The organism is Neobacillus sp. B4I6 (assembly GCF_050434045.1).
Taxonomy (GTDB): domain Bacteria; phylum Bacillota; class Bacilli; order Bacillales; family Cytobacillaceae; genus Neobacillus.
In genome coordinates this window covers 2,087,056-2,103,237 of record NZ_JBNPWB010000002.1, presented here as the reverse complement: position 1 = coordinate 2,103,237, position 16,182 = coordinate 2,087,056, and the positions used below count along the sequence as shown (strand labels likewise).

At 39.6% G+C, this 16,182-nt stretch carries 13 protein-coding genes and 1 pseudogene; all 14 read left to right on the top strand.

The window, feature by feature from the left end; translation table 11 throughout:
* Positions 1-24: 24 nt before the first annotated feature.
* The 14 genes and pseudogenes from QF028_RS12445 to QF028_RS12380 all read left to right on the top strand — a co-directional run bounded on the left by QF028_RS12445 (position 25) and on the right by QF028_RS12380 (position 16,169).
* Positions 25-2,307 (top strand): glycoside hydrolase family 3 N-terminal domain-containing protein, encoded by a 2,283-nt coding sequence (locus QF028_RS12445; protein WP_429472302.1) that lies wholly within the window; start codon positions 25-27, stop codon positions 2,305-2,307.
* Between the two features lie 28 nt (positions 2,308-2,335).
* Positions 2,336-4,000, top strand: coding sequence for a DUF4091 domain-containing protein (locus QF028_RS12440; protein WP_429465801.1), 1,665 nt, complete (start codon positions 2,336-2,338; stop codon positions 3,998-4,000).
* Positions 4,001-4,008: 8 nt separating this feature from the next.
* Positions 4,009-4,995, top strand: a complete 987-nt coding sequence (locus QF028_RS12435) for a formylglycine-generating enzyme family protein (RefSeq protein ID WP_429465799.1) — start codon at positions 4,009-4,011, stop codon at positions 4,993-4,995.
* Between the two features lie 34 nt (positions 4,996-5,029).
* A complete protein-coding gene (locus QF028_RS12430) occupies positions 5,030-6,550 on the top strand; it encodes a sulfatase family protein (RefSeq protein ID WP_429465797.1) in 1,521 nt (506 codons plus the stop codon).
* Positions 6,551-6,723: 173 nt separating this feature from the next.
* Positions 6,724-6,939, top strand: a complete 216-nt coding sequence (locus tag QF028_RS12425) for a hypothetical protein (protein ID WP_429465795.1) — start codon at positions 6,724-6,726, stop codon at positions 6,937-6,939.
* A 21-nt stretch (positions 6,940-6,960) separates the two neighbouring features.
* Positions 6,961-7,347 carry a D-ribose pyranase gene (rbsD, locus tag QF028_RS12420; protein ID WP_429465793.1) on the top strand — a complete coding sequence of 129 codons (387 nt, stop codon included), beginning with the start codon at positions 6,961-6,963 and terminating at the stop codon, positions 7,345-7,347.
* A gap of 51 nt (positions 7,348-7,398) precedes the next feature.
* On the top strand, positions 7,399-8,646 hold the full coding sequence (locus QF028_RS12415; RefSeq protein ID WP_429465791.1) for an alpha-L-fucosidase: 1,248 nt from the start codon (positions 7,399-7,401) through the stop codon (positions 8,644-8,646).
* Between the two features lie 162 nt (positions 8,647-8,808).
* Positions 8,809-9,591 carry an endonuclease/exonuclease/phosphatase family protein gene (locus QF028_RS12410; protein WP_429465789.1) on the top strand — a complete coding sequence of 261 codons (783 nt, stop codon included), beginning with the start codon at positions 8,809-8,811 and terminating at the stop codon, positions 9,589-9,591.
* 479 nt (positions 9,592-10,070) lie between these two features.
* The gene (locus QF028_RS12405; protein WP_429465786.1) at positions 10,071-11,381 is read left to right on the top strand and encodes an ABC transporter substrate-binding protein; all 1,311 of its coding nucleotides are present in this window, start codon (positions 10,071-10,073) and stop codon (positions 11,379-11,381) included.
* A gap of 138 nt (positions 11,382-11,519) precedes the next feature.
* A complete protein-coding gene (locus QF028_RS12400) occupies positions 11,520-12,401 on the top strand; it encodes a carbohydrate ABC transporter permease (RefSeq protein WP_429465784.1) in 882 nt (293 codons plus the stop codon).
* 13 nt (positions 12,402-12,414) lie between these two features.
* Positions 12,415-13,230 (top strand): carbohydrate ABC transporter permease, encoded by an 816-nt coding sequence (locus tag QF028_RS12395; protein ID WP_429465782.1) that lies wholly within the window; start codon positions 12,415-12,417, stop codon positions 13,228-13,230.
* A gap of 43 nt (positions 13,231-13,273) precedes the next feature.
* Positions 13,274-13,962, top strand: a pseudogene (locus tag QF028_RS12390) (asparaginase).
* Between the two features lie 277 nt (positions 13,963-14,239).
* Positions 14,240-15,235 carry a Gfo/Idh/MocA family protein gene (locus QF028_RS12385; RefSeq protein WP_429465780.1) on the top strand — a complete coding sequence of 332 codons (996 nt, stop codon included), beginning with the start codon at positions 14,240-14,242 and terminating at the stop codon, positions 15,233-15,235.
* A gap of 70 nt (positions 15,236-15,305) precedes the next feature.
* Positions 15,306-16,169 carry a sugar phosphate isomerase/epimerase family protein gene (locus tag QF028_RS12380; protein WP_429465777.1) on the top strand — a complete coding sequence of 288 codons (864 nt, stop codon included), beginning with the start codon at positions 15,306-15,308 and terminating at the stop codon, positions 16,167-16,169.
* The last annotated feature ends 13 nt before the right edge of the window (positions 16,170-16,182 follow it).

The following is a 16,182-nucleotide window of genomic DNA, read 5'->3' as shown; positions in this document are numbered from 1 at the left end:
AGGAGTCAGAGCGCGATGGAAAAAATGTTAGATTCAAATAACGAAATAGAGACGATAGCTGATCGGGTGGAAACATTACTGGCTAAAATGACCTTAAAGGAAAAAGTTGGCCAGGTGAACCAGAGGATGTATGGCTGGGAGGCTTTTAGAAAAACGGAAACGGGCTATGAATTGACGGGAAAATTTAAGGAACATGTCACTTTCGGCGATGGAATCGGTGTTCTTTATGGCCTGTTTCGTTCAGACCCATGGTCAGGGATTCACCATGAAAACGGTATTTCTGAAAGCGAAAGTGCAGAAGTTGCCAATATGATTCAACAATATATAAGGGACCATACCAGATTAGGGATTCCCGTACTGCTTTCAGAAGAATGTTCCCACGGTCATCAGGGGCTGGACAGCCTGATTACTCCCGTTAATTTAGGAGTGGGAGCCACTTGGAACCCGGACTTACATGAAGATCTGATGTCTGCTGTAGCGGAACAAGTACGGGCAAAAGGCGCTCATTTGGCACTCGTATCGACACTTGACATCCTGCGCGACCCTAGATGGGGGAGATCAGAGGAATGCTTCAGTGAGGATCCTTATCTTGCTGCCCGGTTAACCGAAGCCGTTATAAAAGGGATGCAGGGCGAAGCAAGCAACCTCATTCCAGAAGGTAAAATGATTGCGGTATTAAAACATTTTGCTGCACAAGGAAATGGAACAGGGGGCCATAATGCTGCTCCAGCCTCGATAGGTGAAAGAGAACTAAGAGAAATTCATCTGCCGCCGATGGTTTCAGCTATTAAATCAGGAGCCATTGCTTGTATGGCGGCCTATAATGAAATTGACGGAATCCCATGCCATGCCAATGGCTATCTTCTCAATCAAATTCTACGAGAGGAGTTAGGGTTTAAGGGGGCTGTTATGGCAGATGGCTGTGCTCTAGACCTGTTGGTCCATTTAACCCAAAGCCAGGAAAAGGCTGCAGCTTTAGCGCTTGAAAGTGGAGTAGATATAAGCCTCTGGGATAATGTGTATACCAGATTGGAAAAGGCGATTGAGGAAGGTTTTGTTCGTGAAGAAAAGCTTAATGAGGCGGTAAGAAGGGTTTTGACGCTTAAGTTCAAAATGGGATTGTTTGATTATCCTTTTGTAGAAGCCAAACCGTCCAAAAATCAGGAATCAGCAGACAAAACCAATCTAGAATCAGCCCGGCAATCAATCGTATTGTTAAAAAATGAAGGAATTCTCCCGTTAAAAAAGGATACTAAAAAAATTTCTGTCATTGGTCCAAATGCCGATGCCATCTATAATCAGCTTGGCGATTATACGCCGTTCCAACATGAGTACAAAGTCATTACGGTTCTTCAGGGGATCACCACTCTAGCAGGAGAGGCAGAAGTTGCTTATGAAAAAGGCTGCGGTATTCGTTCCCTTGATACAGAAGGAATCGAGAAGGCAGTTCGACTCGCTGGCAGTTCCGATGTGGCGATCGTGGTTTTAGGGGGTTCAAGTGCAAGGAATTTCGACACCCAATTTGACCTAAACGGAGCCGTAGTCCATGCATCTGGGGAAGAGGAAATGGATTGCGGTGAAAATGTGGACGTAGCCGACCTAGAGTTGGGTGGTCATCAGCTGCAATTGCTACAGGAAATCATGAAAACCGGAACACCAACCGTTGTGGTCCTGATACAGGGACGACCCCATGCCATACCATGGATAGCAGAACACGCTCCGGCAATCTTAAGTGCTTGGTATCCCGGCCAAATGGGTGGACAGGCCATAGCAGAGGTGTTATTTGGACATGTCAATCCAAGTGGGAAATTACCTGTTTCTATCCCAAGGTCTTCTATACAGCTCCCTGTTTTTTATAATCACAAGGAGGGGGGATTTAAGAAAGACTATCTTGATATGTCTGGAAAGGCATTATTCCCATTTGGATTTGGACTTTCTTATACTGAGTTTAAATATGAAAATCTTCGATACTCCGATCAAACCATCCAATCGGACAAACTGTTAGAAGGTGAAAAGTTCAAAATAATCGTTGATGTCACGAATAGCGGGGATCACGATGGCTTCGATGTTATTCAGCTATACGTAAAAGGCAAGTGCTCTAGTATAACAAGAAGAGTGAAGGAACTAAAAGGATTTAAGAAGGTATGGATTGCTGCTTGCGAAACCAAAGAAGTGATATTGGAATTAGCGGCGGAGGAATTACAAGTATTTAGCAGCCAAAATAAATACGAGCTTGAGAAGGGATATTTTGAAATAGAAGTTGGAAATCCTGTCAACTATTTAAAAGCCATTCTGGAGATTGGCTAGGTTCTAAAAAAAGTGAGGAGTGTTTAAGATGGATGTTAGTCAAGCTTTTACGTCAAGAAGTTTAAGCTCATTAACGAAGGTGTTTCCGGATGCTGAATTAACTGAAAAACCTGTCAATTCGGGCTCAGCCCTGTTACAGGAAACTTATTCCTTCCAGGTTGCCTACAAAGGAAACCAATTAATGAAACATATTCGAGTAAGGATATCCTCGGATATGAACGAAAATATTACCGTCCGCTCTACTGGGTTAGTTCCTTCAGAGCTGCCAACGTATCCCGACCATGATGATATCATACTAAGATCAACACCTGGACTTTACCCTGATCCGCTTTATCCGATTGATGAGATAGAAGGAATTACTGTGTTTCCAGGCCAATGGCGTTCTATTTGGGTTACCGTAAACGTTGATGAAGCTGCAATTCCAGGTATCCATAATATTAAAATAGTATTTGAAACGGACAATGGTGATGTTCTTGGAGAGGAGATTTATGAACTAGAGGTTATTCCCGCGAAACTCCCTGAGCAAACATTGATTCATACGCAATGGTTCCATTCTGACTGTATTGCCACACATTACGATGTGGAAGTCTTCAGTGAAGATCATTGGGAACTAATTGGCCAATTTGTTAAAACGGCAGTAAATCATGGCGTCAACATGATTCTAACTCCATTATTTACGCCTCCTTTAGATACCGAGGTGGGCGGTGAACGTCCAACCGTTCAGCTTGTTGAAGTAGAAAAGTCAGGGCAGCACTACCGCTTCAACTTTGAAAAACTCAAGAGGTGGATCGAGCTTTGTAGAAATCAGGGTGTCGAGTACTTTGAATTCTCACACCTGTTTACACAGTGGGGGGCAAAGCATGCTCCGAAAATAATGGGCAATGATCATGGCGGGTATAAACGATTGTTTGGCTGGGAGACGGATGCCGCTGGCGAAGAGTATCGTCAATTCCTTGGACAATTCTTACCGGAGCTGGTCAAGTTTATTCGACAGAATCAGTTGGAACATCAAAGTTATTTCCATGTGTCAGATGAACCGGGGCTGAGAGATTTAGAGTCTTATCAAAAAGCAAGTGAAATCATTCAGCAGTATTTAAATGAATTTCCAATCATTGATGCCCTTTCTGATTATCAATTTTACGAAAACGGATTCGTGAAAAACCCAATTCCGGCGAATAATTACATTGAACCCTTTTTGGAACATGGAGTGGAAAATCTCTGGACGTATTATTGCTGTGGGCAATACAAAAAGGTTTCTAATCGTTTCTTCTCGATGCCATCCTTTCGCAACCGTGTACATGGGATACAATTGTATAAGTATAATTTAGCGGGCTTTCTTCATTGGGGGTATAACTTTTGGTACTCGCAGTTTTCAAAAAAGCCGATTGACCCATTTAAAAATACCGATGCCAATTATTCATTTCCTTCCGGAGATGCGTTCATAGTCTATCCGGGAGAACACGGTCCGATTGAGTCGATTAGACTTGAGGTTTTATATGAAGCCCTTCAAGACGTAAGGGCACTGCGTTTGCTAGAAGGCTATATTGGTAGAGACAATGTAATTGAGCTATTGGAGGAAAAACTGGAGCAGGAAATTACTTTTAATGAATATCCGCTGGATGCTGATTGGTATGTTCAGAAAAGAGAGCAGATCAACAGAGAAATCAAGAAATGGGTTTGTTCAAAGGTGTAGTAATGAGAATGGAATTCGAAAATAGTAGAGAATCTATGTCTCATGAGAATAAAACTTGTTGTTGTGCGAGCAGACCAAATTCACCTGAACATGAGGGTAAACAAATCTATAATGCAAAAATAAAGAGTGATAAACCTGTGACTAATGGAATGATTTATCTCTCTGGTGGTGAATTTTTAATGGGAACTGATAGCAATGAAGGTTTTCCTAAAGACGGTGAAGGCCCTGTTAGAAATGTAAAGGTTAATCCGTTCTATATTGATCCGTGTACCGTTTCGAATTCAGAGTTTATGGAATTTGTCTCTCATACGGGTTACAAAACAGAAGCCGAACTATTTGGATGGTCTTTTGTGTTTAACGGTTTTGTTTCAGAAGAAGTAGCAAAAATGGTGACGGAAGTGGTTCAGAATGCCCCCTGGTGGTGGGCAGTTAATGGGGCGTATTGGAAAAAACCTGAAGGCCCTTATTCAGAAATTAAAGATCGAATGGATCATCCAGTTGTCCATGTATCCTGGAATGATGCTTTGGCCTATTGCATCTGGTCTGGAAAGCGGTTACTAACCGAGGCGGAATGGGAATATGCTGCCCTTGGTGGTCTAGTTCAAAAAAGGTATCCTTGGGGGGACCGGTTGACTCCTGGTGGTGAACATATGTGTAACATTTGGCAAGGAACATTTTCAACTAAAAATACGGGTAAGGATGGGTATTTAGGTACTGCTCCAGCAAAGTCCTTTCCTGCCAATGACTATGGTCTGTACAATGTTTCCGGAAATGTTTGGGAATGGTGTTCGGATTGGTTCAGCCCGACCTATTATAAGGAGGGTACCAGTGATAATCCGAAAGGACCAGCAAATGGTAAAGCAAGAGTAACACGTGGTGGGTCATATCTATGCCATAAATCTTATTGTAATCGCTATCGTGTGGCTGCTCGCAGTTCTAATACGCCTGATAGTTCAACAGGAAATATTGGGTTTCGTTGTGCAGCGGATGCATGAATTTAAAACAATTTAGGGGAAAGAGGTTTTCGCAATGAGAATGCTTATATTAGATTTAGATTCATTACGACCTGATCATTTGGGATGTTATGGATATAGTCGTAACACGTCACCAAATATTGATAATATCGCCGGTGAGGGTGTTCGGTTTACAAATTACTATACTTCCGATGCCCCATGCTTTCCTTCACGGAGTGCGTTAATGACAGGGCGTACCGGTATTCACACTGGTGCGGTTGGGCATGGGGGAACAGCGGGATACGTTCGACAGGAAGGGGCAAGTCGTTCGTTCAATGATCGTCATACCACTGAAAATTTTCCAGCTTTCATGCGATCAGTAGGGTTTAAAACAGCACTCGTAAGTCCATTTCCTGAAAGACATTCGGCATGGACTTTCTATGCTGGATTCAATGAAATGCATAATACAGGAAGTAGCGGAATGGAATCAGCTGAAGAAGTGACTCCAACTGTTTTAAAGTGGGTAGAGGACAATGCCAAAGAGGATAATTGGATGTTGTATGTGAATTATTGGGACCCACATACACCGTACCGAGCTCCAGAAGATTTTGGTAATCCATTTGAAAATGAACCTCTTCCCGATTGGATTACGCCAGATGTACTAGAGCGTCATAAGAAAAAAGTTGGACCTCACAGTGCACAGGAATTGAATATGTATGATAATCAAACATCACCAAAGTATCCTCGTTATCCAGGGGAAATTTCAGATTATAGTGATTTACGCCAAGTGATCGATGGATATGATTGCGGTGTACGTCACATGGATGAAAACATCGGTCAAATATTCAAAGCTTTACTTAAACAAGGCGTCATGGATGACCTCATTGTGATTATTACAGCTGACCATGGGGAAAACCTTGGAGAACTTGGTATATATAGTGAACATGGGACGGCTGACAATGCTACATGCCGAATTCCTATGATTATCCGTTGGCCAGGAAGGAAACAGGGGTATGTCGATCATGGCTTACATTACCATCTCGATTTATTACCAACTCTTGCGGAACTATTTGGAAAAGATCCAATACCAAGCTGGGATGGATTAAGCTATGCTCCAGTATTAACAGAAGGCCAAGAGTGCGGCAGAGACTATTTGGTCATTTCTCAATGTGCTCATGTGTGTCAACGAAGTGTTCGTTTTGACAATTGGTTATACATTCGTACCTATCATGACGGGTTCCATTTGTTTGATGATGAAATGTTATTTGATCTTGAAAATGATCCTTATGAACAACATAACTTGGCAAGGTTAAAGCCAGATGTTTGTAAAGAGGCAGTATATCTTCTTAACAAATGGCATGACGATATGATGAAATCGATGGATTTTGATGTAGATCCTCTATGGACTGTTATAAAGGAAGGTGGCCCATACCACGCGCAAGCAAAGGATCTAAAGAAGTATGTAAAACGTTTGGAAGAAACAGGACGCAGTTGGGCAATTCCAGAACTTCAATGGAGACACCCACGAGCATTTCAAGATTCACCTTCCGATTTAGATACTGTTTATAAAAGAACATCTGAACAATTTAAAATTTAATCTTCACTGTTTTATGAAAGGCGCATGAGAAATCTTGCGCCCTATATGCAATGCTTTCAACTTACTTTATAAAATATTTAGAATTGACAGTAAATATCAATTATGTTAATGTTGTGTTATCGGTAACATAATAATATCATAAAACTTGAATGAAAGGAGCGAGCACGATTTAGATGAAGTGGGAGTATTTATTTACAAATGAAGAAGAGAAAATTTCAAGGTTAGGTAGGGAAGGGTGGGAGCTTGTTACAGTTATCCAGCACATCACCGGCTTAACATTTTATTTAAAACGACCTGTAAGAAGTTTTGTGGACCGCCTTACACAGGAACAGAAGGAAGAAGTGTATAAACAGTACTTTGGGCAAGAAGAATCCAGAAAAACATCATAATTGTAAAGGCGGACGAAAAATATGAAGAAAAAGGGCATCCTTCATCCAGAACTTGCACATTTAGCTACAAGCCTTGGGCATACTGATTATCTCGTCATAGCAGATAAAGGTTACCCAATCCCCAATCATGTTACAAGAATAAATCTCGGATATACAAATAACCAACCGACAGTCCTACAGGTACTTGAACCATTAGTAGAGGAAATATCGATTGATCGAATCATCGTTACGCAAGAGATGGAAGATATTAGTCCTGATAGATTAGAAGAATTAAAGAACCGTTACCCTCATTTTCTTTTTGAGAAAGTAAGCCACCATGAAATGAAAGAGCTGACAAACCATGCAAAAGGCGCGGTAAAAACAGGCGATGCCTGTCCTTATGCAAATTTAATCATTGTTTCGGGCTAACAAGGAGTCGAAGTTAGTGCTATCCATATAAAAAAATAGGAGGCAAGGGAGATGGCAACCATACATAAGGTTCTACCGACTGAGAAACAGCTTGCTTATCAAGACTGGGAATTCGGGCTATTTTTGCATTTTGGCTTAAGGACATTTTATGAGGGATACGTTGATTTTGATGAAAGACCGATGTCACCTTCCAAATTTAATCCAACGAATTTAGATTGTGAACAATGGGTTAGAACCGCCAAAGAAGCCGGAATGAACTATGCGGTGCTCACGGCGAAGCATCATGATGGCTTTTCTAACTGGCCATCAGCCTATACAAGTTTTTCAATTGCAGAGTCAGAGTGGAAGGACGGCAAAGGCGACGTCATTCGGGAATTTGTCGATGCCTGCCGTAAGTATGGAATCAAACCAGGTTTATACTATTCTCCATATGACGGATCCGTCGATTTTTACACGAAAGACGCGAAGGCGTACGATGATTACTTTGTGAATCAAATCACTGAACTGTTAAGCAATTATGGGGAAATCGATATTCTTTGGCTGGATGGCTGTGGTTCTGAGGGACATGAATACGACTGGCCGCGCATTATCGGAGAAGTCCGGCGATTGCAGCCCAATATCCTCCTGAACATGGGTGATCCTGACTTTCGCTGGGTTGGCAACGAGGATGGAGTTGCACCTATGCCAAGCTGGAATGTTGTGGCAGCAACGGAATTCTCAATCCTTACAGAGGAGAAAAATCAATTGGGGGAACCGCGCTGGCTGCCGGCAGAGGCAGACGTGCAAATGCGTACCAATTGGTTTTATAGCGATAATGATGAACACACAATAAAAAGTATCCAAGAATTAATGGGACTTTATTATCATTCTGTTGGCCGCGGTGTCAATTTACTCCTGAATATTGGTCCGAATCGAGAAGGTGTTCTGCCGCGGAAGGATACAGAGCAGCTACTTGCAATGGGGATGGAAATCCGCCGTCGCTTTGATCATCCAATTGGTACCTTTAATCAATGTAAGAATGAGGATAAAAAGTGGATTTACAAGCCTGAAGAGCCTCAAATACTTGATCATGTAGTCATCAGGGAAGATTTGAGTAAGGGTGAAAACGTCTTACAATTTAAAATCAGCGTCATCACGGCCAAATCCCATCAACTTTTAACTATTTATGAAGGTAAAAATATTGGCCATAAGTCAATTATCCGGTTTCCAGCAGTGAAAGTACGCGGAGTTATCCTTGAAATTACGGAAAGTGACGGAACTCCTGTCATTAAGGACATGTCGTTCTATAAATGTTGGTGAATAGATTAGATTAATAGGTAAGTATTTATAGATAAACAGGTAGAACTCGAAAGGAGTTCTACCTGTTTATCTAACATTAACGCCACAGAAAGGTTTTTCCCATTGGTTTGTCCATCAAGGTAAGGGGAGAATGCCGAATTCCTTATAAGGAAGTGAGAGGATATGAAAGAGAGATACAGTAGAGGGAAAGAGACTGACATTAAAGTTATGACTTTTAATATTCATCATGGAGGAACAGAACCCATTTTGGATTTGAAAAGAATTGCAGACATTATTAAAACATCGGGTGCTGATATCATTGGTCTGCAAGAAGTAGATAATCATTTTTCCGAGCGCAGTAATTTCGAAGATCAAGCGAAATGGCTGGCAAATTACTTAGGAATGCATTATGCATATGGCGCAAATCTTAACTATGATTCTATACACGAAGGAGAGCACCGAAGCCAATACGGAACGGCCGTTTTAAGCAAATATCCTATCCTTTCTGCCGAAAATCATCTACTCACTACTATTCCATATCCAGAAAACCCTACAGAGCAGCGCGGTCTTTTGGAAACGGTGATTAACGTGAGAGGAAATCATGTTCACTTTTACAATACGCATCTTGACGATCAAAGAGCCGAACAGAGGGAACTACAAATCAAAGAGATACATGACCTTGTAAACCAAAAAGAAGGAACGAGCATCTTTGTAGGAGACTTCAATGCAACTCCTGAAAGTTCAGAAATACTAAAGATGACTGCACAATATAAAGATGGGTTTGCTGAACTCGGTCAAAATAATGACTTTACCTTTCCTGCAGATAAACCAGATAGTCGTATCGATTATATTTTCATTTCTGAAGATGTCAAAATTTGTACTGGGGAAGTTATAAACACGAATGTATCTGATCATTTGCCCATTACGGCAGAGTTAGTACTGAAAAAAATGACATTTAATAAATAGGGTAGGCGATAATTAATCCCTCAAAATGATGAAAACTACGACACTTACAATTTAATAGATATTCGCTTAAAAAGATCTTAAAGTTGTAAAATCCTATTCTACCCCATAAAAACAAGATAAAAAAGGTTCTGTTATGAGAGCATCGATTATAAGAAAATTCTAAATTATTTTTTAAGAAATTATTGTAAACGTTTACGGGCCAAGCTTTAATTTAAAAATATTAAGTTAAAAGCAATTTTGGTCAAAAAAACACCTTTATTATTAAGTGTGATGTTAATAATTAGATATTAATTTTTTATCGATGATTCTGTAAAAAACAGAGGAGATAAGAAAATTTTTATATTAAATCTTCCAAAGGAGTTGAGGTACTTAATTTATAAGTTAGTTTAATTTCCGGGGGTTCAAGTCGAAAAAATGAGGATTAAGATTAAACTTAAAATGCTGGATTCAAAAATTTCATCTATCAAGGGGGAGAAGTAATGAAAACAAAGATGGCCTTAATATTGATGGTTATTTTCAGTATGCTATTGGCAGCTTGTAGTGGTGCTAGTGAATCATCAAGCAAAGAAGATGGAAAAGTGGAAATAAGACTGTTAACCCGGATGGCAGGTACAACGAAGCAGGTAGAAATTTATAAGGATATTATTAAAGAATTTAAGAAAAAACATCCGGATGTCGTTATTGTCGATGAATCTCAAGGGGATGAATCTGCATTTAATAATAAATTAAAAACAGACCTTGCCTCTGGAACGCTACCTAATATCTTCAGAATCCAAGGGGTTGCTAATCTTGGAGAGTATATTGAAACCGGTCTATTGATGGATATGGATCCCATTCTTAAAGAGGATCCTAGCTGGGGAGAAGGTTTTACCGAAGGAGCTCTTAAGTACTACCAAGTTCAGAGCTATGAAGGTACTTATGGAATACCAATGGAATCAGGTCTAATTGGGGTTTATTATAACGAAGAAGTATTTAAAAAAGCTGGTATTGATAAGTTTCCAGAAACTTGGAAGGAATTGTTAACTGCAATTGAAAAACTTAAGGACATTGATGTAACACCGATTGCCCTTGGCGCAAAGTCGACTTTTATGGCAGGACATTTACATGATCAAATTTTTTATAAATGGGCAGGAACCGAAGCTGCTAAAAAACTTGGATCTAGAGAATTAAAGTGGACTGATAAGGAAGTAGTTGAAACACTTCAGTTAGTCAAAGATTTAAATGATATGGATGCCTTTGGTAAAGATGCTGCAGGTCTTAACGATGAAATTGTGTTAACAAATTTCCTTGAAGGAAAAGCTGGAATGATCATTACAGGACCATGGAATATTGGAAACTTTACTGATTCAAGCAAAACAAAATTTACTGAATCTATTAAAGTAGCAAAATTCCCTTATTTTGAAGAAAAACCTGAATTTAAAAACGAAGACATGCAAGTGTTAAGTCCGTACATGGTTAATGGAAAATTAAAAGGCAAAGAAAAAGAATATACGATTGAACTGCTTAAAATGCTGACTTCCAGTGAGGCTGCAAAGAGATTTGCTGAGGAATCACAGTTCCTTATTCCAAGAAGTGATATTGAAATTGATGAATCTAAAGTTTCAAAAATATTCTTGAAAAATATTGAACTTGGTTCTACTTCAACAGGAATCGCTGTCGATGTGTTTGACTTTGATCCGCTGCCATCCATGCAAGATCGAACAAGAAATTCAATCGTTAGTATGTTCATCAATGCGACACCTAAGCAGGCAGCTGAGGAAATTCAAAAGGAAATCGATGACTCCAAATAATCAATTTACTTAGAAAAAAGGTATAGAGCCTTTCGTATTGCCAATTCATTTTACGGAGGCTCTATACTGTAGATTACATAGTTATTCCCTATAACTACTAGAATAAGAGAGATGGAATTTTTGAAAGGAGGGGAATCGATGAATGTAAAAACAAAGAAAGAAAAATCAAAGGTTCTTCTATTTACTTTACCGGCTTTAGTCATTTATGTCTTTTTTCTTATTATTCCAATGATTGGCGCCATTTATTTTTCTGTTGTTGATTGGAATGGGATTAAGGGATCCCCATTGGAATATGTGGGGCTGAAAAATTATTTAGATGTTCTTGAAGATAAGGACTTTATCATTTCATTAAAAAACATGTTTAGTATGGTGTTTTTTAGTGTTCTGTTCCATACTCCGATCGCTTTACTATTAGCGGTGGCAATTAATACAAAATTTAAGGGTTATCGGTTTTTTAAAGTTGTATACTTTGTTCCGACCATCTTCCCTTTAACAGCAATTGGATTACTTTGGTATTTTATTTTTATGCCAAATGGTTCATTAAATAAATTATTAGAACTCATCGGATTAGCAGATATGGCCAAAGGATGGTTAATCGACCCTTCCACAGCCATGAATACGATTATTTTTGTCAATATTTGGGCTGGGATTGGTTATTATATGGTTATTTTGTTAGCCGGACTAACAACGATTCCTAGTGAAATTTATGAGGCAGCAGAAATGGATGGGGCATCGCCAGCGAAAAAGTTCTTTCACATAACCGTTCCGATGTTAAAACCAATTATAACTCTCTGTATTTTAATGGATATTATCGGGACAGTAAAAGTTTTTGATTTAATTTTTGTTATGACAGAAGGCGGCCCGAATGGCTTAACCAACCTTCCAACAACATTAATGTACTACGAAGCGTTTAGATATGACAATTATGGGGTTGGCAGTGCAATCGGAGTTATCATTCTTATCATTGCATTAGTGCTGACGGTCGGAAGTGAATTACTCATGAATCGAAAAAAGGAATAGAAAGGGGAAGTATATGAAAAATAAAATAGTATTATACAGTTTTATTATTATCATGGCGTTTTTATTTATTGAGCCGATGATTTTTACATTAATTTCCTCTTTTAAAGGGAATACTGAAATATTTGGCTCCCCATTTAGTCTGCCTGAAGTATTTAGGTTTGAAAATTATGTCATTGCCTGGCAGGAAGCGAATATGAGCAGGTATTTCCTAAACAGTATTTTGATTTCAATGTCAACGGTTATCGTCCTGGCGGTCGTCTCATCGATGGCGTCATTTGCACTATCCCGTTTTAATCTAAGAGTAAACAAGTTTTTAGCCTTGTTTTTCTTACTTGGGATGATGATACCAATGCACACTGTTCTTGTACCTGTTGCATATATCATCGGTGCTTTCGGACTTAAGAATAACTTAGTCGCGTTAGTCTTACTTTACGTTGCCTTTTCATTGTCTTTTAGCATTTTGGTTTTAACCCGCTTTATGAAAGGGATTAGTGCATCATTAGAAGAAGCAGCTATTATGGATGGGGCCAATTACTTTCAAATCTATTATAAGATCATGCTCCCGATGTCTGTTCCCGCGATTGCCACTGTTTCCATTTTTAACTTTTTAGGTGCGTGGAACAACATTCTTTTCCCTCTTCTTTTTATAAATGATGACCGGTTAAAACCAATTGCCCTGGGTCTCTTAAACTTTAGTGGTGAAAGAGGTTCTGAATATGGGCCATTAATGGCAGCGATCGTTATAACCATTGTCGTTCCGCTAGCTGTCTACCTTCTATTCCAGGAAAAGGTTGAAGGCGGCTTAGCAGCAGGAGCTGTAAAAGAATAACCTAGTATTTTGAGAGTATAGGAGCAAGTTTGGAGTAAAACTAATGGAGTATGATAGATTGATTGAAGAAACTAGGGCTGGACTGTTAGAAAACGTCCATTTTGGAATGATTTGTGGTGTTAACGATCAAAAGAATCAAATTGATCATGTTGGCAATTCCGATAATCTCATTTATTTTCGCAGTGCGGCAAAGCCCATTCAAGCCTTACCAATATTTCTAACAAACATCATCTAAAAAATATGGACTCACTGAGCAGGAGGCAGCTTTGTTTGCTGCATCCCACCGGGGGGATGGCACTCACTTATTTAAAATTGGCTTGCCTAGATTTAATAACTGACCCTCAGTTGAAACAAGCGGTAGGCAAATTAACGACAATCATGAATCACGAATACAACTTGATTGCATCAGAACGCTTTATTTGCTCTGTTTTATTACAAGATCGAAATATTGTAGCAAAAGGCGGGGCACAAGGAGTCTATTGCTTTGGCTTACGGAATGAGAGACTTGGTTTTGCCTTAAAGGTAATAAATGGTTCAGAGGATGTGTGGCCCAACATTGTTGCAGCAATTCTTGAACAAATTGATTACAAGAATAAAGAAACGATTTTAAATTTAAGAGCATTAAAGCCGTCGGTAGTTAAAAATGATAGTGGGATTGAAGTGGGTACGATTAAGGAGAAATTTTCCCTTCAAAAAATAGGAGTTTCGAAACGTATGTCTCCTGATTTTTAAACATTTTAATTAAAGCAAAGAAGCCTTACATAAAATATAAGGGCATCTTCGCTCTTTTGTTTGCTTATGAAGGTTCAATGATTTTGATTAAACAATTATAAATTTTAACTAGTTTGTAAGAAATGACATACTGTACAAGAATGACATATCATTTTTCAATGCTTTACCGCCTGTTAGATTGCTTAAGACAACTACGACAAATCTTACATATTTACGTTCGATTACAGGCGGTTTTAAGCTAGAGAAAATAGCGTATGTTCACAGTAGGAGGGAACCCATGAAAAAAGTAAGAGTTGGATTTGTCGGAGCAGGCGGAATTGCCAATGTTCATTTACAGCATATCAGTAAAAATGACATGGCCGAGGTTACCGCGATTTGTGATGTCCATGAGGAAACAGCGCTTCAAAAAGCGAAGGATTATGGAGGGGCCGCATACACGAATGTGGATGAAATGCTTGAGAAAGAACCGTTAGATGCATTATTTATTTCCGTCCCGCCATTTGCTCATGGGGAGATTGAAGAAAAAGCGGCAAGAAAAGGGATTCACATAATGGTTGAAAAACCATTGGGTCTAGACTATCAAACGGTTGCCAAAAAGGCAGAGGTGATCAAACAATCTGGAATTATCAACGGAGTAGGCTATTGCTTGCGTTATTGGGAAACGGTGGCGAAGGCAAAGGAATATTTAAGGGATAAAAAACCGGCCATGGTTCGCGGCTATTATTTATCATCGTTTGTTCCTACACCTTGGTACCGGGAATGGGAGAAATCCGGCGGCCAGCTTGTCGAGCAATCTACTCATATCGTTGACTTAGCAAGATATTTAGGCGGCGAGATCGAACAAGTCTATGCCGATATGAGCCTGCAGGTTCATCGCAATGTTCCCAATATTAATATCCCGGACGTGACCTCTTTAAATTTCGTGTATGATTCAGGGGCTGTCGGGCATATCGACAGCACTTTTGCTCAGTTTGACCACCGAATGGGAATTGAATTGTTTGGGGAAGATTTTCGGGTTGTCATCGATGGAGGGAATTTGACAATCATCGAAAAAGGGGCTGCTGCCATGAACTTCAAGTCAGAGTTGGATGTTTATGGGTATCAAGATCGCATGTTTATCGAGGCTGTTATTAAAGGGGATCAAGATTTAATTTTATCCTCCTACGAGGATGGATTAAAGACACTTGCAGTAACGTTAGCAGCCAATCAGTCACATAAAACTGGTCTGCCAGTGAAAGTTGCTGATTTAGGTAAGCTTGCTATTAAAAACTAATTTATAAATAAAGGTATTCGACTCTAATAATTGTGAACTTTACTGAATAAATTTATGGAGGTTCTATCAAATGAAGCTTGGTATCAGTTCTTACAGCTTACAAGGTGCAATCAATTCAAAAGAAATGACGATTTTGGATGTCGTCCAATGGGTCGCAGACCAGGGCGGGGAGCATGTTGAAATTGTTCCGATGGGTTTTAGTTTAGTAGATGATTTGTCCTTGGCCGATGCCATCCGGCAAAAAGCGGAAGAAGTTGGAATCGAGATTTCTAATTACGCCATCGGGGCCAATTTCCTCACTTCGAGTTTAGAAGACTATGAAAAAGAAATTGAACGTGTCAAAAAAGAAGTAGATGTTGCACATCGCTTAGGTGTAAAGCTGATGAGACATGATGTAGCATGGAAGTCGCTAAATGAAATCTCAATCCGTGATTTTGAACAAGACCTGCCAAAAATGGCTGACGCCTGCTCAAAGATCGCCGACTATGCGGCACAATATGGCATTGTAACAAGTGTTGAAAACCATGGTTACTATGTTCAGGCAAGTGACCGGGTTCAGCGTCTGATCCATGCCGTCGATAAGGAAAACTTTAATACCACATTAGATACAGGGAATTTCCTTTGCGTCGATGAAGACCCAGTAGCAGCTGTAAAGAATAATATCTCTTACGCATCGATGGTACATGTAAAGGATTTTTACCGCAGAACTTCTGCTCTTGGTCTTGGTGAAGGCTGGTTCCCATCAAGCTCCGGCAATTACTTAAGAGGAGCCATTACAGGGCATGGGGATATCAATCTGCCTGAAGTCTTAAAAGTTATCAAACAATCAGGCTATAACGGCTATATTTCTATAGAATTTGAAGGAATAGAAGAATGCAAAAAGGCCGCAAAAATCAGCTTAGATAACGTAAAAGGAATTTGGGAAGCAGTATAAATTAGGTTTGCGA

What these genes read in the sequence shown, in the direction of transcription:
- QF028_RS12395 (WP_429465782.1), top strand. Translation starts at nt 12,415, where the DNA reads ATGAAAAATAAAATAGTATTATACAGTTTTATTATTATCATGGCGTTT.
- QF028_RS12410 (WP_429465789.1), top strand. Translation starts at nt 8,809, where the DNA reads ATGAAAGAGAGATACAGTAGAGGGAAAGAGACTGACATTAAAGTTATG.
- QF028_RS12385 (WP_429465780.1), top strand. Translation starts at nt 14,240, where the DNA reads ATGAAAAAAGTAAGAGTTGGATTTGTCGGAGCAGGCGGAATTGCCAAT.
- QF028_RS12415 (WP_429465791.1), top strand. Translation starts at nt 7,399, where the DNA reads ATGGCAACCATACATAAGGTTCTACCGACTGAGAAACAGCTTGCTTAT.
- QF028_RS12380 (WP_429465777.1), top strand. Translation starts at nt 15,306, where the DNA reads ATGAAGCTTGGTATCAGTTCTTACAGCTTACAAGGTGCAATCAATTCA.
- QF028_RS12440 (WP_429465801.1), top strand. Translation starts at nt 2,336, where the DNA reads ATGGATGTTAGTCAAGCTTTTACGTCAAGAAGTTTAAGCTCATTAACG.
- QF028_RS12425 (WP_429465795.1), top strand. Translation starts at nt 6,724, where the DNA reads ATGAAGTGGGAGTATTTATTTACAAATGAAGAAGAGAAAATTTCAAGG.
- QF028_RS12430 (WP_429465797.1), top strand. Translation starts at nt 5,030, where the DNA reads ATGAGAATGCTTATATTAGATTTAGATTCATTACGACCTGATCATTTG.
- QF028_RS12400 (WP_429465784.1), top strand. Translation starts at nt 11,520, where the DNA reads ATGAATGTAAAAACAAAGAAAGAAAAATCAAAGGTTCTTCTATTTACT.
- QF028_RS12435 (WP_429465799.1), top strand. Translation starts at nt 4,009, where the DNA reads ATGGAATTCGAAAATAGTAGAGAATCTATGTCTCATGAGAATAAAACT.
- rbsD (WP_429465793.1), top strand. Translation starts at nt 6,961, where the DNA reads ATGAAGAAAAAGGGCATCCTTCATCCAGAACTTGCACATTTAGCTACA.
- QF028_RS12405 (WP_429465786.1), top strand. Translation starts at nt 10,071, where the DNA reads ATGAAAACAAAGATGGCCTTAATATTGATGGTTATTTTCAGTATGCTA.
- QF028_RS12445 (WP_429472302.1), top strand. Translation starts at nt 25, where the DNA reads ATGTTAGATTCAAATAACGAAATAGAGACGATAGCTGATCGGGTGGAA.